Origin of the sequence: Actinospica durhamensis, assembly GCF_018139695.1 — a bacterium.
In the GTDB taxonomy this organism is placed as follows: Bacteria; Actinomycetota; Actinomycetes; order Streptomycetales; family Catenulisporaceae; genus Actinospica; species Actinospica durhamensis.
The window spans coordinates 1-18,739 of the sequence record NZ_JAGSOG010000175.1 but is presented as its reverse complement, the minus strand read 5'-3'; the positions used below and the strand labels follow the sequence as shown (position 1 = coordinate 18,739).

Sequence of the window (18,739 nt, the reverse complement as noted above, 5' to 3'; positions counted from 1 at the left end):
GGGTGGAGGCGGACGGCGGCGCGGGCCCGTCGTCCGGCGGGAAGTCCCAAAGCGTCTCCTGCACCCGTCCACCATAGTGTGACCCGGCGGACCGGTTCCGCCAGGAGTCATCGGAGGTCAACGCTCCGCAACCGGCCGTACGGCTCGTGCCCTGGCCGGACCCGTATCGCCCGGCGCCCGCAGGCGTCCGGATCAGCGCGAACCGTGAAAGTCTCGGGCGTGTCCGGGAACGGCCCCCGGCGTGTCCGAGTTCGGCGCGGCCGTGCGGCGGCGTCCGGGCGGGGCCTTGGCCAATAATAGTTGTTGTGCAACAATCATTGTTATGACAGCTTCCGCCGCCCCGGCCTCCCGCCCGCTCTCGCCGCGCGGGCAGACCGTCGTGCTGGCCACCTGCTGCCTGAGTGTGTTCGTGGCGGGGCTCGACGCCACGATCGTCAACGTGGCGCTTCCCTCGATCCAGCGGGCGCTGGGCGCGCCGGTGAGCGGGCTGCAGTGGGCGATCGACGCCTACACGCTGGTCATCGCGTGCCTGCTGATGTTCTCCGGGTCACTGGCCGACCGGTTCGGCCGGCGGCGGGTGTTCCAGCTCGGGCTCGGGATCTTCTCCCTCGGCTCGCTGCTGTGCAGCGTGGCGCCCTCGCTCGGGGCGCTGGTGGCGTTCCGCGCGTTCCAGGCGGTCGGCGGATCGATGCTCAACCCGGTCGCGATGTCCATCGTGGCCACCACCTTCACCGAGCCCGCCGCCCGGGCCCGCGCGGTGGGCGTCTGGGGAGCGGTGGCGGGACTGAGTCTGGCCAGCGGACCCGTGCTGGGCGGGATGCTGGTCAGCGGCCTCGGCTGGCGCTCGATCTTCTGGATCAACGTGCCGATCGGGGCCCTGGCGATCTACCTGACCGGACGGTTCGTCCCCGAGTCCAAGGCCAAGCGCGGCAAGCGGTTCGACCCCGTCGGACAGCTGCTCGTGGTGACCTTCCTCGGCCCGGTCACCGCGGCCGTCATCGAGGGACCGCGGCACGGCTGGAACTCGCCGCTCGTGGTCGGGCTGTTCGCGCTGGCAGCCGTGTCAGTGCTCGGACTCGTCCTGGTGGAGCGCCGACGGGCCGAGCCGCTGGTGGAGATCCGGTTCTTCCGCAGCCCGCCCTTCGCCGGCGCCGCCCTGATCGCGCTGGTGGCGCTGATGACCCTCGGCGGATTCCTCTTCCTCAACACCCTCTACCTCCAGGACGTGCGCGGCTACAGCCCGCTGCACGCCGGTGTGCTCACGATCCCGATGGCGGCCGCGCTCGCCGTGTTCTCGAACGTCTCCGGACGCATCGTGGCCGCCCGCGGGCCCCGCCTGGCGCTCGTCCTGGCCGGGCTGCTGCTGGCGGCCGGCACGGGTCTGCTGATCGGGGCCGGGCGCGAGACTGCCACCTGGTACCTCGTCCTCGCCTACGTCCTGTACGGTGCGGGTTCCGGCCTCGTCAGCACCCCGATCACCAACACGGCGCTGTCGGGGCTGCCGCGCGACCAGGCCGGGGTCGCCGGGGCGATCGCCTCGACGTGCCGTCAGACCGGTGCGGCGATCGGCGTGGCCGTGTGTGGTTCGATCGTGGCGGGTGGCTCGGGCGGATTCGTGGCGGCCAGTCACATCGCCTGGGCCCTACTCGCCGGCTGCGGCGTCGCGACCGTGCTGCTCGGTCTGGCCTCGACCGGACGGTGGGCCGGGGCGCACGCCGAACGCGCCGGCCGACAGGTGAGCACACACGCCATGGAGGTGGCCCGATGAACCCCGACACGCCCACGAGCAGTCAGGACGCCGCGTCCGCGCAGGCGGCCTGGGCGGGCATGCAGGCCTTCGTCACCGGCCACGACCGGCGCCGCGACCTGCGCGTCGAGCTGGATCTCGGTGCGGGCAAGGCCGAATTGCTGATCAAACTCGCGCAGGCCCCGATGACGCTGCGTGAGATCGCCCAAGCCGTCGACGTCGACCCCTCCGCCGCCACCGTCGGCGTCGACCGGCTCGAACGCCGCGGGCTCGTGCGGCGCGGCGCGCACCCCGACGACAGCCGGCGCAAGCTCGTGCACCTCACCGAGGCCGGACTGCGCGCCGCAGCCACCGCCGAGCGCATCCTGGCCGACCCGCCCCCCGAACTCGCCGTGCTCGACCCGCGGGACCTGGCGGCGCTCACGCGCATCTTCGCCACGTTGAACGCCGGGCCGTCGTCGGCCGGCGCCGAAGCCGTCGCCGAACCCGAAGCCGAAGCCGAACAGAAGCCTGAGTAGGCGCCGACCACCGAGAAAGGCAAGACCCCGTGGCCATCCTGGGCACCCTCCTGCGCAACCACCGCCCCGACGAGCAGGCCTACGCCTGGAACCAGGCGAACTCCTCGCCCCGGACACGCTGGAGATCACCAGCCGCGACTTCACCGACGCGGGCACGCTCGCGTCGCGGTACATGGGTTCCCGCGTCGGCGGCGAGAACCTCTCGCCGCACCTGGCGTGGGGCGAGCTGCCGTCCGGCACCGCGCAACTGCTGCTCCTGATCGAGGACATCGACGCCCCGCTCGGCTCGAATCCCGCCGTCCACTGCCTCGCCCTCATCGACGAAGCCGCACTCCAGACGCCGCAGGAGCTGCCGTCCGGCGCGCTCGCCCGCAAGGGCCCCGCGGCGGGCGTGACGCTGCTGCGCTCGGTCATGAGCCGCGGCTACTTCGGCCCGGAACCCCTCAAGGGCCACGGGCCGCACCGCTACGTGTTCCAGTTCTACGCACTCGGCCAGAGCCTGTTGACCCGTCCGGACCGCGACGCGCTGCTCAAGACCCGGCCCCGCGCCGTGCTCACCTCCATCGACGTGCCGGTACTCGCGCGCGGCCGTATCACCGGCGTCTGCGAGCGGTAGCTGAGAACGGCGACGTGTCGTCATGATCGTGGTGCGCGGCTACGACCCCCAGTGGCCGCAGCGGTTCGAGGAACTGCGGCGGCTGCTGGCGCCGCATGTCATGGATCTGGCGGTCTCCATCGAGCACGTCGGCAGTACGTCCGTGCCCGGATGCGCCGCGAAGCCGATCATCGACCTCGACATCGTGGTGCCGGCCGCGAGCGCCATGGCTGAGCTGATCGAGCGGCTGACTCGGCAGGGCTACCTGCACGAAGGCGATCTGGGTATCCGCGGGCGGGAGGCGTTTCAGCAGCCGCCCGCGCTGCCCGAGCACCACCTCTACGCCGTGATCGCGGGTTCGAAGCCACACCTGGACCATGTGCTGCTGCGCGACTACCTGCGCCTGCGGCCCGACGAGGTCGAGCGTTACAGCGCCCTGAAGGTGGCGCTGGCGCAGCGGTTCCCCGCCGACCGCGCGGGCCGTGCGGCGTACTCGGCGGCCAAGAGCGACCTGGTGGAGGAACTGCTCGCGAAGTCCTCTGCCCGCGGCTGACCCGCCTGCCGAGCTCTCGCTCAGCCCTCTGACGCGAGCGCCAGTACGCCCGTCGTCAGCAGGTACTGGCCGACGAGGTACGTCGCCATGACCGCGAAGCCCGTGCCGGTCGGCGTGGACCAGTGGGCCAGGTGCGCGGCGATCATCGAGTCCGAGAGCAGGAACAGCGCCCCGCCGAGGCCGGTGCGGCGACTCGCGCCGTAGGACGTGGTGGCCATGCCGGCGAGCAGCAGGCTGTAGCAGGCCACGGGTATGCGCATCGAGGAGTCGAGGCCGGACCACAGGCTGCTGATGAGCACGACCCAGATGACGCCGTAGGTCGCCAGTGCGCCGCGCAGCCTGCGGGGATGCAGGCGTGCCCGGCCGAGGAAGAGCCGGATGTAGCAGACGTGCGCGCAGGCGAAGCCCGCCATGCCGACGAGGAAGAGCGTGCCGCTGAACAGCAGCATCGTGTCCCCGACGAAGGAGCCCACGAGGGCGCCGACGAGCAGCCCGGGCACCGGGATCGACCGCCGCCGGGTGCCTGCGGCGGCGGCCGCGGCCAGCAGCAGGAGCATCAGCAGCGGCTTCGTGAGCGCGTAGCCGAGGTGCGGCCCGGCCGCCTCGAAGAGCAGGTTCAGCGCGCCGACGAGGAGGAACGCGGGCATCGCGAAGCGCGTCCACGGCGCCAGTGGCGTGGACGGAGCGGAAACGGCGGCCGGAGCGGACATGGGCGCGAGTGTAGGGCTGGAGATCAAGCCGCGGCTAGTGCACGCGGCCCCGGGAATCACTGATCCACCGATCACAGTGATCGGATACGGTGCGGGGATGAGTTTTCGGTTGGCGGCGTACGCCGTGTGTGTCGAGGACGGACGCGTGCTGCTCGCTTATCACGGGCCCACGAACAATTGGACTCTTCCGGGAGGCCGGGTCGAGCACACGGAGGATCCGTTCGACGCGGTGATCCGGGAGGTCGCCGAGGAGACCGGCTGCGACGCGGTGGTCGAACGCCTGTTGGGCGTGGACTCGAGGGTGATCCCCGTGGCCGAGCTCCGGATACCCGGCTCGGTACCGCACCAGAACATCGGCGTCTTCTACCAGGTCCGCATCACCGGCGGCAGCCTGCGGCCCGAGCCGAACGGCGAGATCGCCGAGTCGGTCTGGACGCCGATCCCCGAGGTCGCGCACCGGCGCCGGTCGGCGCTGGTCGACATCGGCCTCGCCCTGGCCCAGGACCTTCCGGCAACGGGCCATGTCGCTCCCGTGCCGGTCGGCGGTCTGATCCAGCACTGAGGCCGAGACCGCCGCGGCGCCGCCTCAGCCTCCCGTCGGCGCCCAGTCCGGGTCGCGGCCGGCCAGGCCGAGCAGGCGGGCGAGGGCGTCGGCGTCGTCGCCGACGGGGACCTTGACGGCGAAGGAGGCGCCGGGGCCGCGGGAGGCGTCCGGGATGACCTGGCCGACCTGGAAGGCCTGGTCCGACAGCTTGGCCGGCGGGGTGAAGGGGGCGCCGATGGAGACGGCGAGGTCCCAGCCATGCACGACGAAGTCGAGGAAGTGGAACGAGATCAGCACGCCGAGCGGCACCGGGCGGCCGAGCTCCGGCAGCAGCACGCTCGCCGTCTCGTCCCCCTCGGCGAACGAGCGGGTGAGGATCTCGGCCGCCTCCCGCAGCGTGGCGGCCGCGTCGGCCCCGAGCTGCGGGCCCTCGACCGGGCTCACCGCGTCCGGGTCCTCGCCGCGCGCGACCGCGCCGAAGCGCAGGTGCTGGCCGACCATGTGGCGCAGCAGCTCGCGCACGGACCAGGGCGGGCACGGCGTGGGCAGGTCCAGGTGGTCCGGCCGCAGCCGCTCGGCCACCTGCCGGTTCAGCTCGAGCGCGGTCCGGTCCTGTGTGCGGAAGTCCATGAGCTGCTCCGTCTCCCCTCGTTCGACGGCGGCCCGGGCCCCGTGCCGCCGCCGCTGATGATCGATCAGATCCAGCATAGAGTGACCCTCCGACAGAAGTGATCCGCGGGCGCCGCACCGGACCGCTGGCCTCTAAGATCGGGCGCGGCCGGTCGGGTGGCACGGCCGTCGGCGGACACTGAGTTCGTCGTCGAACATTCATGGCGAAAGGGCGGGGAGCGTGGCGCGCAAGGGGTCGGCGGTGCCGATGAAGCTGCCGAGCGGGCAGGTCGTGTGGGTCAGGGTCGAGGACGAGGAGCCCGACCCGCCGATGCCGCAGGTGCCGTGGGGTTCCCCGGCGTACGGAGACGCGCCCGTGTACCCGGGTGCGCCCGCGTACGGCGCGGCTCCGGCCTACGGTCCGGCGCCCGGATACGCAGGCGCCTCGCCCTACCCGGGCGGATCCGGGTACGACGACGCGCCGGGGTACGGGGGTATGCCGCAGCCCGGCGGGGCCGCCCCGGACCAGGCTCCGGTGCCGATTCCGCAGCAGTGGGGACCGCCCCCCGAGCAGGGCTCGTACCCGGGCGGCGCGCCGTCGGGACCGCCGTCTTCGCAGCCGTCTCCGGGCGGGAGCGGCTGGCTCGACCGGTTCCGGGGCAAGAAGGTGGTGCAGCAGGCCGCCGAGGACGCCCAGCAGCTGCACGGGTTCACCGAGGCCGTCTCCGGTATCGCCGAGTCGGTGCGCGACGGACTGCGGCACGCCAAGCCGGACACGGTGGAGATCGAGTTCGGGCTCGACATCGACGTCTCGGCGGGCGCGGCCATCAGCCTGATCGCCGACGCGAGGGCCAAGGCGGCGGTGCGGATCACGCTCGGCTGGGACAACCGCGAGCGGCCTGAGGGAGCCGAGGCGCGCACGCGGGTGATCGAGGGCTCGAGCGAGGAATCGCGGCGCGGCGAGGCGGACGGCGACTCCGGCGGCGACACGGGCTGAGCGCGGCGGCGGGCTCAGCCCACCGTCGAGCGCTCCGGCGGCTGCGGCGCGGCGGTGGGCCGGCACTGCTCCATGTGCGTCACCACGTGACGGATCGCCAGATCCTGCGCCTTGAGGTGGTGCTGTAGCCTTTCACAGGCGTGCAGCACCGCCTCGGCGTCCAGGTAGGTCTGCAGCGCCCGCTTGTCCGCGGCGCGCCCTATCACCTGCTGGCCGACCATGATCACGCACATGAGCAGCAGCTGGGTGAGGCTGGAGAGGAACAGCAGGAACGGGAACGGGTACGGATCGAAGGTGATCACGTGCAGCTCGGCCAGCACGATCCAGCCGAGCTGGAAGAACGTGGCGGCGTAGAACGCGGACATCGTGCCCACCCGGTGGGTGACCCAGGCCGCGAGCCGGCCGTTGAAGCCGATGTACTCGTCGTCCATCTTGGCCGGGGCCTCGAGCCGCTCGCCCGCCAGCGTCAGCTCCTTGCGGTCGTCCTCGCTCAGCTCCACGCAGGAGCCGAGGTGCTCGTCCTGGGCGATGAGGTGGTTCTGGATCTCCTCGCAGTCGTGCAGGATGGCCTCGGCGTCGAGGTAGGTCATCAGCGCGCGCTTGTCCGCGGCGCGCCCTATCACCTGCTGGCCGAGCAGGATGACGAAGATGAGCAGCAGCTGGACGACGTTGCCGAGGAAGAGCAGGAACGGGTACGGGTAGGGGTCGAATCCGTACCCGGCGGGCGAGCCGAGGATCATCCATACCGAGGTGAAGGCGGCGAAGGTGTAGACCGTCCACATCGACCCGACTCGGCGGGTCACCCACGCGGCAATGCGACCGTTGACACCCACGTGTTCGTGTTCGGCCCGGACCGGGCCGTGGCGCCGGCGCCGATGCACGTGCGGGTGCCGGATCACGGTATAGAGGCTCATGAACTCTGAAGTTACCGCACGGTCCTGTTCAGGGATCTGAGCAGGTCCGGTGTCCGCGCGGCCGGGAGGCGCGGCAGCGGTCCGGTAGGGTTTCGGTCGGCCCGCGGGGGCGTTGGGATGGGCCGGAAGCGGTGCGGGTCGAGCGCGGATGGGTGGCGGATGGTGGGAATGCCGGACGGGTCGGGGGCGGGCGCGCGAGCGGCCGCGCAGGGCGAGGTGGACGCGGTCGCGGCGCGGCTGCGGGCGGCGGGCTGCGTATTCGCCGAGGACGAGGCGCAGCTGCTGCTCGCGCAGGCGTCCGGTCCGGGGGAGTTGGAGGGCATGATCGCCCGCCGGGTGGCGGGCGAGCCGCTGGAGCTGGTCCTCGGCTGGGCCGAGTTCGCCGGCCTCCGGATCATCGTCGCGCCCGGGGTCTTCGTGCCGCGCCGCCGCACCGAGCACCTCGTGCAGGTGGCGTTGGCGTCGGTCGAGCCTGGCGACGTGGTGGTGGACCTGTGCTGCGGCGTCGGCGCGGTGGGCGCGGCGCTGGCAGACGGGTTGGCCGACCGGATCGAGCTGCACGCCGCCGACGTGGACCCGGCCGCGACCGCGTGCGCCCGGCTGAATCTGGCCGGGCTCCTCGCCGAGCACAAGGCGTTCGTCTACACGGGCGACCTCGACGCGCCGCTGCCGTCGCGCCTCGCCGGGCGCGTCAGCGTACTGAGTGCGAACGTGCCCTACGTCCCGACCGCCGAGATCGCCTACCTGCCCGCCGAGGCGCGCGACTACGAGCCCTTGGTCGCGTTGGACGGCGGGTCGGACGGCCTCGACGTGCTGCGCAGGGTCGGTGCGTGCGCGCCGCGCTGGCTGCGTCCGGGCGGCCACGTCCTGATCGAGATCAGCGCGCGCCAGCAGGACGCCGCGCTCGCCGCCTTCCGGACCGCGGGGCTCGAAGCCTCCGTGCACGAGTCCGACGAGGACGACTACTCCACGACCGTGCTGGTCGGCCGCCGCCCCGCTTGACCCGCACCCGCCTGACCCGCACCCGCTACCCGCTGTCCGCCGCTGTTCGCCCGTGGCGAACGCCCTTGCCGACCCGTCGTACCTGAGTAACGTATGCAGTGCGGTAAGCGTGTAATCATGTAATCGGGAGGCCGTCATGCGAGGTAAGACGCAGGCACGGGGTAGCGGATGGAACGGGAGCAGCGGCTGGGGCGGGCCGCGGCAGGAGCCGGAGACGCTCTCGGTGGGCGAGGCCTCGGCCTGGTTCGCCGGGCGGCTGCCGGACGGCTGGTTCACCGAGGCGCCCGAGGTGACCGTGGACCGGGAGGAGATCCTGGTCGTCGGCACGCTGCCGGACCTGACCGAGGAGTTCACCGACGCGGCCGAGCGGGCGGCCGCGTCGTCCGGGCGGATCAGCCGGTTCCGGGAGCAGACCAGGGACGAGCGGATCGAGATCGCCCGGCAGGCCGAGCACCGCTTCGGGCGCAAGGTCGCCTGGGGCGCGCGCGTCGGCGAGGAGACCGAGCTGTTCACGGTGCTCTCGGTGCCGGTGATGACGCGGCTGCGCCAGCCGGAGCGGATGGTGCTGGACACGCTGGTGGCCTCGGGCGTGGCACGGTCCCGGTCGGACGCGCTCGCCTGGGCGGTCCGGCTGGTCGGGCGGCACGCCGAGGGCTGGCTCGAGGAGCTGCGCGAGGCGATGACGCACGTGGACGAACTGCGCCGACAGGGTCCTGATCTGGACTGACGCGGCGTGGCACGAAGCCGCGGAGCGCCGGGCGCGGATCGGGGCCCGGCGCTACGCGTCGCCCCCGTCGGATCCCGTCTCGATCGCCTGGTCCGGGCCCGTCGCGCGGGAGGCGGGGGCGGGCATCACCATCAGCGAGGAGGTGGCGGTGGCGATCAGCCTGCCCTGTTCATCGGTCAGACTGGCCTCGGCCGTGCGGATCTTGCGGCCGCGGTGCACCACCCGGCCCTCGGCCCGCAGCTCGCCGCCGTCGATCCCGCCGGCCCTGATATAGCGCACGGAGATGTCCAGCGAGGTGTAGATCATGCCGGCGGGCAGTGTGGTGTGCACGGCGCAACCCATGGCCGAGTCGAGCAGGGTGGCGGCGATCCCGCCGTGCAGCGTGCCGAGCGGGTTGGCGAACTCGGGGCGGGACTTGACGGTGAATACGATCCGTCCCTCCTCGACCTCCGTGCAGCGCATGTCCAGCAGCTGCGCGATCCCCACCAGCTCAAGGCCGCCCTCGCGGTAGAGCTCGAACAGGCGCAGACCGCTGCGTTGCGCGGCGGGGAACTCGGACACGGTCGGGGAGCCTTCCGACGGGTGCGGCGCGGCGTGGCCGCGGTGAAGTTGACAGCGTCAAGTTGACATCGTCAACTGAGCTCGTGTCAACTGTCGCCATGGTGCTCGAGACACCGAGACGCCGGCGTACCCGACCGGGCGAGGGCGGGTTGCTGCGCGAGGAGATCCTGGTCGCGGCGGAGAGCCTGCTGGCCGAGGCGGGCGACGAGGCGGTGCTGACGCTGCGCGCGGTGGCCGCGCGCACGGGCGTGAGCACACCGGCCGTCTACCGGCACTTCGCCGACAAGGACGCGCTGGTCGCGGCGGTGTGCATGCGCGTGTGGCAGGAACTCGGGCACGCCGTGCGCGCCGCGATCGAGTCGACCGACGATCCGTTCCAGGGCCTGCGGCGCGGAGCCGGCGCGTTCGTGCGCTTCGGGCTCGAACATCCACTGCAGTATCGGCTGCTGATGATGGGTGCGCCCCGACCCGACGCCCCGCCGGACGCCCGACCCGAGCAGGAGGCCGCGACGGCGTGCCTGCGCTATCTCGCCGAGGCCACCCGGCCGTGCATCGAGGCCGGGGTGCTGCACGGGGACCCGGAGCGGATCGCGCTGCGGGCCATGACCGCGCTGCACGGCTGCGTCGCCCTGATGATCGCTCAGCCCTACTTCCCGTGGCCGCAGGACCAGGAGTCGTTCTGCGACGAGGTGGCGCGCATGGCCGGACTCGGCAACGCCGCCCTCGGCGAGATGTCCGCCGCCGCTCTGACCGGCACGCCGACGGCCGGGCAGTTCGCCACCGCGTTCGGCGACTGGAGCCGACAGCTGACGGGGCGATAGCCCAGGGGCCGTTGGCCGCGCGCCGCCTCAGCCCTGCGGGTCGTAGACGATGCCCTCCATCGCCGAGCGCGTGCTCGGGCCGAGGTGCACGACGTACCACTCACCGCGCCAGGAGATCAGCGAGAAGACGCCGAACGACGCGGTGTGCCCGTTCTCCTGGTAGGTCAGCCTGGTGCCGTAGACGCGGTAGTACGAGCCCTTGTTGTACTCGACGCCGGGCTCGATCCACTCGGCCTGGTCCTGCGGCACATCCACGCCGGTCAGCTTCGCGCCGGCGGCCCCGGCGCCGAGGAGGTCGTGCGCGGCCTTGATGTCGAGGCCGTACCAGGCGATCAACCGGTTCTGATAGTCCTGCGCCGGGTCCGAGATGTCCTTGACCTGCAGGTAGGCCGAGAGCGGGAAGAAGAAGGGCTTGGCCAGGGCGGGCTTGTCCTGCACGATCGCCTGCCACAGGGCGTGCGCTCCGGCGACGAACCGCGGGTCCTGATCGCCGGGCATCTGGCGGGTCTGCGGCAGTACGCCGGGGTCGGGCACCGCGGTGCCCGCGGCCGCGTTCGCGGACGGGGTCGGCAGCGGCGCGGCGGAGGCCGGGGGAGCGGCCTTGGGCTGCACGGTCGCGGGCTGCGCGTTCACCGGGGCCGCCGCCGCACCGGCCGGGGCCGGGTGCGGGGTCGCCGGGGCGTTGCCGCCGCAGGCCGCCGCGAGCAGCACCGCGGCCATGCCCGCCGCGGCCAGGACCACATGGGGGGTGCGGGGCATCGTCGTCCTCCATCGCGCAGCGCGTCGCAGGGTTCGTCCGTCGCGACGTACTCTGCGCGTCCCCGCCGCGCTCCGACCGCCTGACGCACCGTCGGACGCGCCGCTTCACCGGTTCGGACCAGTGATTCACCGCCTGATTGTCCGGATAATCCGTATACTTACCGTTCATATGCATATAGCCATGTTTTTTCGGCAATGCCCTTGATGACGGCCGGTCAGCAGGCCCGACCCGCCACGCCCCGCTCGGCCTGGTCGCGGGCGCCCGCAGCGGGGACAAGGGCGGCGACGCGAACATCGGCCTGTGGGCCCGCAGCGACGAGGGCTGGCGCTGGCTCGCCCACACCCTCACCGTCGAGCGGCTCAGGCAACTGCTGCCCGAGACGGCCGAGCTGCGGGTGACCCGCCACCTGCTGCCGCACCTGCGCGCGGTGAACTTCGTCGTGTCGGGGCTGCTCGGCCAGGGCGTCGGCGCCCAGGCCCGGTTCGACCCGCAGGCCAAGGCCGTCGGGGAGTGGCTGCGCGCCCGGTACCTCGAGATCCCCGAACTCCTGCTGGAGCCGCGCCGATGACGGTCCTGGGCACCCGGCTCGACCCGCGCGCCGAGGAGTACCGCGGCCGCCGCGCCGCCATGCTCGCCGACCTCGACGCGCTCGCCGCCGAACACGCCAAGGCCCTCGCGGGCGGCGGGGAGAAGTACGTCACCCGCCACCGCTCCCGGGGCAAACTCCTGGCCCGCGAACGCATCGAGCTGCTGCTCGACCCCGACGCGCCGTTCCTCGAGCTCTCCCCGCTGGCCGCGTGGGGCACGGAGTACCCGGTCGGTGCGGCCCTGGTGACCGGGATCGGCGTGGTCGAGGGCACCGAATGCCTGATCACCGCCAGCGATCCGACCGTGCGCGGCGGCGCCAGCAACGCCTGGACGCTCAAGAAGGCGCTGCGGGCCAACGAGATCGCGCTGGCCAACCGCCTGCCGGTGATCAACCTGGTGGAGTCCGGCGGCGCGGATCTGCAGGCCCAGAAAGAGGTCTTCATCCCCGGCGGCGCGCTGTTCCGCGACCTGACCCGCCTCTCCGCCGCGGGCATCCCGACCATCGCCGTCGTCTTCGGCAACTCCACCGCCGGCGGCGCCTACATCCCAGGCATGTCAGACCACGTCGTCATGGTGAGCGACCGGGCCAAGGTCTTCCTGGCCGGGCCGCCGCTGGTCAAGGTGGCCACCGGCGAGGACGCCGATGACGAGTCCCTGGGCGGCGCGGCGATGCACGCGCGCACCTCGGGCCTGGCCGACTACTTCGCCCTCGACGAGCCCGACGCGCTGCGCACCGCGCGCCGGATCGTGCGCCGCCTGAACTGGACCAAGCTCGGGCCCGCCCCCGCGACGCCGGACGCCGCCGCGCCGCGCTTCGAGGAGGACGAGCTGCTCGGCCTCGTCCCCGGCGACCTCAAGACCCCGTTCGACCCGCGCGAGGTGCTCGCCCGGGTCGTGGACGACTCGGACTTCGACGAGTTCAAGGCCGAGTACGGGCCGAGCCTCGCCACCGGCTGGGCGCGGGTGCACGGCTACCCGGTCGGCGTGCTGGCCAACGCGCGCGGCGTGCTGTTCAGCGCGGAGTCGCAGAAGGCCGCGCAGTTCATCCAGCTGGCCAACCAGCGCGACGTGCCGCTGGTGTTCCTGCACAACACCACCGGCTACATGGTCGGGCGCGACTACGAGCAGGGCGGGATCATCAAGCACGGCGCGATGATGATCAACGCGGTCTCCAACAGCAAGGTCCCGCATATCTCGATCCTGATGGGCGCGAGCTACGGCGCGGGCCACTACGGCATGTGCGGCCGCGCGTTCGAGCCGCGGTTCCTGTTCTCCTGGCCGAGCGCGCGGGCGGCGGTGATGGGCCCGAAGCAGCTGGCCGGGGTGCTCACGCTGGTCTCCCGGCAGTCCGCCGCAGCGGCCGGGCGCCCGTTCGACGAGGAGGGCGCCGAGGCGATCAGGGCGATGGTGGAGCAGCAGGTGGAGGCGGAGTCCGTGCCCGCGTTCCTGTCCGGCCGGCTCTACGACGACGGCGTGATCGACCCGCGCGACACCCGCACCGTGCTCGGCCTGTGCCTGTCCGCCGTACACGGTGCCGAGGTGCGCGGCAGCCGCGGCTACGGCGTCTACCGGATGTGAGGGGTCGAAGATGATCACGTCGTTGCTGGTGGCCAACCGCGGCGAGATCGCGCGCCGGATCTTCCGCGCGTGCCGGCAGTCCGGCATCGCCACGGTCGCGGTCTTCTCCGACGCCGACGCGCACGCCCCGCACGTGCGCGAGGCCGATCTCGCCGTCCGGCTGCCCGGCACCGCCCCCGCGGACACGTACCTGCGCGTGGACCTGCTGGTGCAGGCGGCACACACGGCCGGGGCGGACGCGGTGCACCCCGGCTACGGCTTCCTGTCCGAGGACGCCGCGTTCGCGCGGGCCGTGCTGGACGCGGGCCTGTGCTGGATCGGCCCGTCGCCCGAGGCCATCGCGGACATGGGTTCGAAGACGCGGGCCAAGGCGCTGATGCAGGCCGCGGGCGTGCCGGTGTTCGCACCGCTCGACCCGGCCGCGGTGACCGAGGCGGATCTTCCGTTGCTGGTCAAGGCCGCGGCGGGCGGCGGCGGCCGCGGCATGCGGGTCGTGCGCGACCTGCGGAGCCTGAGCTCAGACCTCGCATCCGCGCGGTCCGAGGCGGCCGCCGCGTTCGGCTCCGACGAGGTCTTCCTCGAGCCGTACGTGGAGCGCGGACGCCACGTCGAGGTGCAGGTGCTCGCCGACACCCACGGCACGGTCTGGACGCTCGGCGAGCGCGACTGCTCGATCCAACGGCGGCACCAGAAGGTGATCGAGGAGACTCCCGCGCCGGGCCTGCCGGACGGGCTGCGGGCCGAGCTGACCGAGGCCGCCGCCGTCGCCGCCCGCACGATCGGGTACGCCGGCGCCGGGACGGTGGAGTTCCTGCTCGGCCCCGACGGCCGATTCCGCTTCCTCGAGATGAACACGCGCCTCCAGGTCGAGCACCCGGTGACCGAGTGCGTGACCGGCCTCGACCTCGTCGCCTGGCAGCTGCGGATCGCCGAGGGCGCCGCGCTCGCGCCGGTGCCGCCCGCGCCGCGCGGCCACGCGATCGAGGCCCGCCTCTACGCCGAGGACCCGGCCCACGACTGGCGTCCGGCGACCGGCACGGTGCACCGCTTCGACGTGCCGGTGTTCGAGGCCGAAGACTCCTTGCTGCGCCTCGACAGCGCGGTGGAGGCCGGCTCCGTCATCGGCGTGGCCTACGACGCGATGCTGGCCAAGCTGATCGCCTGGGCCCCGACCCGTGAGGCCGCCGCCCGGCTGCTCGCCTCGGCCCTCGAACGCAGCCGCGTCCACGGCGTCACCACCGACCGCGACCTGCTTGTCCGGGTCCTGCGTCACCCGGCGTTCCTCGCCGCCGACGTGCACACCGCGTTCCTCGGCGACCATGGCGCCGCGCTGCTCGATCCGTCTGCCGAGGACGCGAAGGACGACCTGTCCGCTCTCGCGGCGGCGCTCGCCGACGCGGCAGGTCGCGCGGGCACCGGACCGTCGCCCGCCGCGATCCCCTCGGGCTGGCGCAATATCCGCTCGCAACCGCAGCTCAAGACGTATCAGGACGCTCACGGTGACGTGTATGAGGTGCGCTACAGCCACACCCGCGAGGGCCTGCGCGTCGAAGACTTCCCGGACCTCCGGCTCGTCGAGGCCGGGCCCGACCGCGTAGTGCTCGAACGCAGTGGCCTGCGACGTACGTTCGAGGTCTGCGTCTACGCCGGCGATCCGGCCGTGTACGTGGACAGTCCGGGCCGCGCCGCCGCGCTGACGCCCGTCAGCCGTTTCCCCGACCGGGCCGCGCAGCTCGCTCCCGGCTCGCTGCTCGCGCCCATGCCCGGCACCGTCGTGCGGGTCGCGGCGGCGGAGGGGGAGAGCGTGACGGCCGGTCAGCCGCTGCTGTGGCTCGAGGCGATGAAGATGGAGCACGTCGTGCTCGCCCCCGCCGACGGCGTCCTGGCCAAGCTCCCCGCACGTCCCGGCGACCAGGTCGCCGTCGGCGCGGTCCTGGCCGTCGTCGAACCGCACCCGCCCCTCGCTCCGCCCCTACCCGACGCGAAGGAGCAAGCCCCGTGACCCTCACCGAACCGGCGGCAGCGCCCGCCTTTCCCTTCGACACCGAGGAGCGCCGCGCGCTGCGCGAGGCGGTCGGCGCGCTCGGGCGGCGCTACGGCGCCGCGTACCTGCAGGAGCGCGCCCGCGCCGGCGAGAGCAGCGAAGAACTCTGGCTCGAGGCCGGCCGGCTCGGCTACCTCGGCGTGAGCCTGCCGGAGGAGTACGGCGGCGGGGGCGGCGGCATCGCGGACCTCGTCGTCGTGCTCGAGGAACTGGCCACCGCCGGCTGCCCGCTGCTGCTGCTCGTGGTCACGCCCGCGATCTGCGGCAGCATCATCGCCCGGTTCGGCACCGAGGAACAGAAGCGCCGCCACCTGCCCGGATTCGCCGACGGCACCGTGCGTATGGCCTTCGGCATCACCGAGCCGGACGCGGGCTCCAACTCCCACCGGATCACCACCACCGCGCGCCGCGACGGCGCCGACTGGATCCTCAACGGCCGCAAGGTCTTCATATCGGCGGTCGACACCTGCGACTCGGTGATGGTGGTCGCCCGCACCGAGGACGCGCGCACCGGCCGGCTCAAGCCCGCGCTGTTCATCGTGCCGCGCGAGACCCCGGGCTTCGAGTACCGCGTCATCCCGATGGAGATCGTCTCCCCGGAGCGTCAGTTCCAGCTCTTCTTCGACGAGGTGCGGCTGCCCGCGGACGCCCTGGTCGGCGACGAGGACGCGGCCCTGGCGCAGCTGTTCGCCGGGCTCAACCCGGAACGGATCATGGTCGCCGCGTTCGCCACCGGGATCGCCAGGTACGCGCTGGGCCGGGCGGTGGACTACGCCAAGTCGAGGGTCGTGTTCAAGGACCCCATCGGCGCGCACCAGGGCCTCGCGCACCCGCTGGCCCAATGCCGGATCGAAACCGAACTCGCCCGCCTGATGACGCAGAAGGCCGCGCTGCTCAACGACGCGGGCGACGACATCGGCGCGGGGGAGGCCGCCAACATGGCCAAGTTCGCCGCTGCCGAGGCCGCCGTGCACAGCGTGGACCAGGCCGTGCAGACCCTCGGCGGCAACGGCCTGACCCAGGAGTACGGCCTCGGCGCGCTGATCACGGTCAGCCGCGTCACGCGGGTGGCGCCGGTCAGCCGCGAGATGATTCTGAACTACGTGGCGCAGCACACCCTCGGACTGCCTAAGTCATACTGATCCACACGCACGTACCGGAAAGGCACCCCGCTGATGACCGAACCGCTCGTCCGCTACGACGTCGAGCGCGCCGTGGCCACGCTCACGCTCGACTCGCCGGCGAACCGCAACGCGCTCTCCACGCGGCTGGTCGCGCAGCTCGACGAGGCGCTGGGCCGGGCCGAGGCCGACCCGGGCGTGCGCGCGCTCGTGCTCACGCACACCGGTTCGGTCTTCTGCGCGGGCGCCGACCTGACCGAGGCGACCGGTGCCGACCCGACGAGCGGCCCGCGCAACCTGGTGCGGCTGATGCGCGCGCTGGTGGAGCTGCGCAAGCCCGTCCTGGCCCGGATCGACGGCCACGTGCGGGCCGGCGGCCTCGGCCTGGTAGGGTCCTGCGACCTGGCCGTGGCCGGGCCCAAGGCGAGCTTCGCGTTCACCGAGGTGCGCCTGGGCCTGGCCCCCGCGGTGATCTCGCTGCCGCTGCTCCCGCGCCTGGACCCCCGGGCCGCGGCGACCTGGTACCTGACCGGCGCCACCTTCGACGCCGACGAGGCCGCCCGCATCGGCCTGATCACCGCGGCGGCCCCGGACGGCACCGAGGCGGTGGCCGAGGTGTACCTGGAGAACCTGCGCAAGGCCTCGCCGCAGGGCCTCGCCGAGACCAAGAGCCTGGTCACGGCCGACGTCCTGCGCGCCTTCGAGCGCGACGGCGAGACGATGATCGCGCAGTCCTCGCGCCTGTTCGGCTCGCCCGAGGCCCAGGAGGGCATGCGCGCGTTCCTCGAGCGCCGCCCGCCGGCCTGGGCCCAGGAGTGAGCGGCACAGGAGTGAGCGGCACAGAAGTGAGCGGCACAGAAGTGAGCGGCGCCGAGCTCGCCCACCGCCTGCCGCAACAGGATCGCAGCCGAGCCACCCGCGCCCGGCTGCTGGACGCGGCCGTGGACTGCCTGGCCCGCCTCGGCTGGACCGGCAGCACCGTGGCAGTGGTGGCCGAGCGGGCCGGCGTCACCCGCGGCGCGCTCCAACACCACTTCCCGACCCGCGAGGACCTGTTCACGGCAGCGATCGAGCACGTCGCGGCCGAGCGGATGGCCTTCGTGCGAGCCCGCCTGGACGAACTGCCCGAGCACGGCCCGGCGCGCACCGAGGCGGTGGTCTCGATGATCGTACGGATGTATACGGATCAGTATTTCAGAGCCGCGCTCCACCTCTGGGTGGCAGCCGCGACCGAGGAGCCGCTGCGCGAACGGGTGGTGGCGCTGGAGAACCGCGTCGGACGCGAAGCCCACCGCGTCGCCGTCGCCTCCCTCGGCGTGGACGAGTACGCCGCAGGCGTACGCGAGACGGTCCAAGCCACCCTCGACATGGCCCGCGGCCTCGGCCTGGCGAACCTGCTCACCGACGACTCGGACCGCCGCACCCGCATCGTCGCCCGCTGGTCCGCGATCCTCGACGCCGCCCTGGCCGAGCAGCCTGGCTAGAGCAACCGAACCGCTGCGTGTGACCACCGTTGTGGGTAGGTCACCTCGTGCGGGCCGAGGTCTGGTGAGTGCCAGGCCGTTTCGGTCAGCCAGGCTTCCAGCCAGGCGGCGAGGCTGAGCGCATCGAGGAACCAGCAATCGTCGCAGGCGCCGCCGCCGTGCCCGTTCGGCTCGAACAGGAGTACCTGGCCCATCTCGTCGTGGCAGTCGACCGCCGCCCGCATCGAGCAGCCCCAGTCGAGTATCGGAACCGCCCCGGCCGGCCATACCGCTGGCTTCTCGAGCGCTGATCTTTCGAGTAGCGAGAGGTATTCGTCCACGACGTTGTGGCCAGGCCCGAGCAGCGGCAGCAGCCCGGGCCCCGGTCCGGGCCCGAACCCTCCGTTGGCCACTTCGGTGTACAGGCGTGCGAGCAGCGGGTGCAGTGCGAAGCCCAATCGGCCTTCAGCCTCGGCCACCATGGCGCTTGTCGCCCGCGCAGGCAGATCGGCCTCCGCGAAGGCACGCGTCAGGATGCGATCGATGAGCAGTTCGAGGTTGGGCACGTCCATATCCTGGCAGCGCCGGCCCTTCGGTCCACGGGTACTGGCGATTTCGTGACCGGCGGGCCCGAGGCGGTCCCGCTAGCCTAGATTTACTGCAGAATCTCCCTGCCAGGAACTCCATAGGCTGGCATAAGCTCCGCCGTGTGCGACGAGCTCGTCGTGGGTGCCGACTTCGGTGAGGTGTCCGTCCGCCATCACGGCCACGCGGTCTGCGTCGTGGGCGGTGTGGAGGCGGTGGGCGATGGCGAGGACGGTGCGGCCTTCGAGTACTGCGGACAGGGCGCGTTCGGTGGCGCGGGCGGTGGTGGGGTCGAGTAGGGC

General features: G+C 72.7%; 20 protein-coding genes and 2 pseudogenes. 15 read left to right on the top strand and 7 right to left on the bottom strand.

Annotation, left to right across the window (positions count from 1 at the left end; all coding sequences use genetic code 11):
• The first annotated feature begins 322 nt into the window (after nucleotides 1-322).
• From KDL01_RS27315 to KDL01_RS27300, 4 genes are all read left to right on the top strand, one after another.
• Nucleotides 323-1,768 (top strand): MFS transporter, encoded by a 1,446-nt coding sequence (locus KDL01_RS27315; protein WP_212531484.1) that lies wholly within the window; start codon nucleotides 323-325, stop codon nucleotides 1,766-1,768.
• Entirely contained in the window at nucleotides 1,765-2,265 is a 501-nt protein-coding gene (locus KDL01_RS27310) for a MarR family winged helix-turn-helix transcriptional regulator (RefSeq protein WP_212531483.1), read from the top strand. The genes KDL01_RS27315 and KDL01_RS27310 overlap by 4 nt, the downstream gene beginning before the upstream one ends.
• 172 nt (nucleotides 2,266-2,437) lie before the next feature.
• Nucleotides 2,438-2,881 carry a YbhB/YbcL family Raf kinase inhibitor-like protein gene (locus KDL01_RS27305; RefSeq protein ID WP_212531482.1) on the top strand — a complete coding sequence of 148 codons (444 nt, stop codon included), beginning with the start codon at nucleotides 2,438-2,440 and terminating at the stop codon, nucleotides 2,879-2,881.
• A 22-nt stretch (nucleotides 2,882-2,903) separates the two neighbouring features.
• Complete coding sequence (locus tag KDL01_RS27300; RefSeq protein WP_212531481.1) at nucleotides 2,904-3,413, top strand: GrpB family protein; 510 nt, start codon at nucleotides 2,904-2,906, stop codon at nucleotides 3,411-3,413.
• Between the two features lie 20 nt (nucleotides 3,414-3,433).
• Here KDL01_RS27300 and KDL01_RS27295 read toward each other — a convergent pair whose 3' ends face one another.
• Nucleotides 3,434-4,123: a lysoplasmalogenase gene (locus KDL01_RS27295; RefSeq protein WP_212531480.1), complete on the bottom strand. Its 690-nt coding sequence runs from the start codon at nucleotides 4,121-4,123 to the stop codon at nucleotides 3,434-3,436.
• Nucleotides 4,124-4,220: 97 nt separating this feature from the next.
• On the opposite strand from KDL01_RS27295, the gene KDL01_RS27290 reads away from it, so the two are divergent.
• The gene (locus KDL01_RS27290; protein ID WP_212531479.1) at nucleotides 4,221-4,685 is read left to right on the top strand and encodes an NUDIX hydrolase; all 465 of its coding nucleotides are present in this window, start codon (nucleotides 4,221-4,223) and stop codon (nucleotides 4,683-4,685) included.
• Between the two features lie 24 nt (nucleotides 4,686-4,709).
• Here KDL01_RS27290 and KDL01_RS27285 read toward each other — a convergent pair whose 3' ends face one another.
• A complete protein-coding gene (locus KDL01_RS27285) occupies nucleotides 4,710-5,297 on the bottom strand; it encodes a TIGR03086 family metal-binding protein (RefSeq protein WP_212531478.1) in 588 nt (195 codons plus the stop codon).
• Nucleotides 5,298-5,517: 220 nt separating this feature from the next.
• Between KDL01_RS27285 and KDL01_RS27280 the strand changes: the two genes are divergently transcribed.
• Nucleotides 5,518-6,273 carry a CU044_2847 family protein gene (locus KDL01_RS27280; RefSeq protein WP_212531477.1) on the top strand — a complete coding sequence of 252 codons (756 nt, stop codon included), beginning with the start codon at nucleotides 5,518-5,520 and terminating at the stop codon, nucleotides 6,271-6,273.
• Between the two features lie 14 nt (nucleotides 6,274-6,287).
• On the opposite strand, the gene KDL01_RS27275 is transcribed toward KDL01_RS27280, so the two are convergent.
• On the bottom strand, nucleotides 6,288-7,187 hold the full coding sequence (locus KDL01_RS27275) for a DUF1003 domain-containing protein (RefSeq protein ID WP_212531476.1): 900 nt from the start codon (nucleotides 7,185-7,187) through the stop codon (nucleotides 6,288-6,290).
• A gap of 168 nt (nucleotides 7,188-7,355) precedes the next feature.
• On the opposite strand from KDL01_RS27275, the gene KDL01_RS27270 reads away from it, so the two are divergent.
• Nucleotides 7,356-8,189, top strand: coding sequence for a putative protein N(5)-glutamine methyltransferase (locus KDL01_RS27270; RefSeq protein WP_212531487.1), 834 nt, complete (start codon nucleotides 7,356-7,358; stop codon nucleotides 8,187-8,189).
• Between the two features lie 136 nt (nucleotides 8,190-8,325).
• Complete coding sequence (gene abmR / locus KDL01_RS27265; protein ID WP_281415629.1) at nucleotides 8,326-8,916, top strand: ATP-binding transcription factor AbmR; 591 nt, start codon at nucleotides 8,326-8,328, stop codon at nucleotides 8,914-8,916.
• A 51-nt stretch (nucleotides 8,917-8,967) separates the two neighbouring features.
• On the opposite strand, the gene KDL01_RS27260 is transcribed toward abmR, so the two are convergent.
• Nucleotides 8,968-9,477, bottom strand: a complete 510-nt coding sequence (locus KDL01_RS27260) for a PaaI family thioesterase (protein ID WP_212531475.1) — start codon at nucleotides 9,475-9,477, stop codon at nucleotides 8,968-8,970.
• 83 nt (nucleotides 9,478-9,560) lie between these two features.
• Here KDL01_RS27260 and KDL01_RS27255 point away from each other — a divergent pair, with 83 nt between their 5' ends.
• A complete protein-coding gene (locus KDL01_RS27255) occupies nucleotides 9,561-10,298 on the top strand; it encodes a TetR/AcrR family transcriptional regulator (protein ID WP_212531474.1) in 738 nt (245 codons plus the stop codon).
• Between the two features lie 27 nt (nucleotides 10,299-10,325).
• On the opposite strand, the gene KDL01_RS27250 is transcribed toward KDL01_RS27255, so the two are convergent.
• Nucleotides 10,326-11,057, bottom strand: coding sequence for a hypothetical protein (locus KDL01_RS27250; protein WP_212531473.1), 732 nt, complete (start codon nucleotides 11,055-11,057; stop codon nucleotides 10,326-10,328).
• 218 nt (nucleotides 11,058-11,275) lie between these two features.
• On the opposite strand from KDL01_RS27250, the pseudogene KDL01_RS46065 reads away from it, so the two are divergent.
• From KDL01_RS46065 to KDL01_RS27220, 6 genes and pseudogenes are all read left to right on the top strand, one after another.
• Nucleotides 11,276-11,626 (top strand): annotated as a pseudogene (locus tag KDL01_RS46065) (AtuA-related protein); the annotation flags it as partial.
• Complete coding sequence (locus KDL01_RS27240; protein ID WP_212531471.1) at nucleotides 11,623-13,224, top strand: acyl-CoA carboxylase subunit beta; 1,602 nt, start codon at nucleotides 11,623-11,625, stop codon at nucleotides 13,222-13,224. The pseudogene KDL01_RS46065 and the gene KDL01_RS27240, both read left to right, overlap by 4 nt.
• A 10-nt stretch (nucleotides 13,225-13,234) precedes the next feature.
• Nucleotides 13,235-15,226: an ATP-binding protein gene (locus KDL01_RS27235; protein ID WP_212531470.1), complete on the top strand. Its 1,992-nt coding sequence runs from the start codon at nucleotides 13,235-13,237 to the stop codon at nucleotides 15,224-15,226.
• Nucleotides 15,223-16,410: an acyl-CoA dehydrogenase family protein gene (locus KDL01_RS27230; RefSeq protein WP_212531469.1), complete on the top strand. Its 1,188-nt coding sequence runs from the start codon at nucleotides 15,223-15,225 to the stop codon at nucleotides 16,408-16,410. Before KDL01_RS27235 ends, KDL01_RS27230 begins: the two co-directional genes overlap by 4 nt.
• 33 nt (nucleotides 16,411-16,443) lie before the next feature.
• Nucleotides 16,444-17,208, top strand: coding sequence for an enoyl-CoA hydratase family protein (locus tag KDL01_RS27225; RefSeq protein WP_212531468.1), 765 nt, complete (start codon nucleotides 16,444-16,446; stop codon nucleotides 17,206-17,208).
• A gap of 26 nt (nucleotides 17,209-17,234) precedes the next feature.
• Entirely contained in the window at nucleotides 17,235-17,873 is a 639-nt protein-coding gene (locus tag KDL01_RS27220) for a TetR/AcrR family transcriptional regulator (protein WP_307846612.1), read from the top strand.
• On the opposite strand, the gene KDL01_RS27215 is transcribed toward KDL01_RS27220, so the two are convergent.
• Nucleotides 17,870-18,418: an SMI1/KNR4 family protein gene (locus tag KDL01_RS27215; protein ID WP_212531467.1), complete on the bottom strand. Its 549-nt coding sequence runs from the start codon at nucleotides 18,416-18,418 to the stop codon at nucleotides 17,870-17,872. The two genes, KDL01_RS27220 and KDL01_RS27215, sit on opposite strands and share 4 nt — an antisense overlap.
• A 78-nt stretch (nucleotides 18,419-18,496) precedes the next feature.
• Nucleotides 18,497-18,739: pseudogene (locus tag KDL01_RS27210) on the bottom strand (ABC transporter ATP-binding protein); the annotation flags it as partial.

Coding starts and splice junctions, on each gene's coding strand:
- KDL01_RS27315 (WP_212531484.1), top strand. CDS start 323: ATGACAGCTTCCGCCGCCCCGGCCTCCCGCCCGCTCTCGCCGCGCGGG.
- KDL01_RS27310 (WP_212531483.1), top strand. CDS start 1,765: ATGAACCCCGACACGCCCACGAGCAGTCAGGACGCCGCGTCCGCGCAG.
- KDL01_RS27305 (WP_212531482.1), top strand. CDS start 2,438: ATGGGTTCCCGCGTCGGCGGCGAGAACCTCTCGCCGCACCTGGCGTGG.
- KDL01_RS27300 (WP_212531481.1), top strand. CDS start 2,904: ATGATCGTGGTGCGCGGCTACGACCCCCAGTGGCCGCAGCGGTTCGAG.
- KDL01_RS27295 (WP_212531480.1), bottom strand. CDS start 4,123: ATGTCCGCTCCGGCCGCCGTTTCCGCTCCGTCCACGCCACTGGCGCCG.
- KDL01_RS27290 (WP_212531479.1), top strand. CDS start 4,221: ATGAGTTTTCGGTTGGCGGCGTACGCCGTGTGTGTCGAGGACGGACGC.
- KDL01_RS27285 (WP_212531478.1), bottom strand. CDS start 5,297: ATGGACTTCCGCACACAGGACCGGACCGCGCTCGAGCTGAACCGGCAG.
- KDL01_RS27275 (WP_212531476.1), bottom strand. CDS start 7,187: ATGAGCCTCTATACCGTGATCCGGCACCCGCACGTGCATCGGCGCCGG.
- KDL01_RS27270 (WP_212531487.1), top strand. CDS start 7,356: ATGCCGGACGGGTCGGGGGCGGGCGCGCGAGCGGCCGCGCAGGGCGAG.
- abmR (WP_281415629.1), top strand. CDS start 8,326: ATGCGAGGTAAGACGCAGGCACGGGGTAGCGGATGGAACGGGAGCAGC.
- KDL01_RS27250 (WP_212531473.1), bottom strand. CDS start 11,057: ATGCCCCGCACCCCCCATGTGGTCCTGGCCGCGGCGGGCATGGCCGCG.
- KDL01_RS27240 (WP_212531471.1), top strand. CDS start 11,623: ATGACGGTCCTGGGCACCCGGCTCGACCCGCGCGCCGAGGAGTACCGC.
- KDL01_RS27235 (WP_212531470.1), top strand. CDS start 13,235: ATGATCACGTCGTTGCTGGTGGCCAACCGCGGCGAGATCGCGCGCCGG.
- KDL01_RS27225 (WP_212531468.1), top strand. CDS start 16,444: ATGACCGAACCGCTCGTCCGCTACGACGTCGAGCGCGCCGTGGCCACG.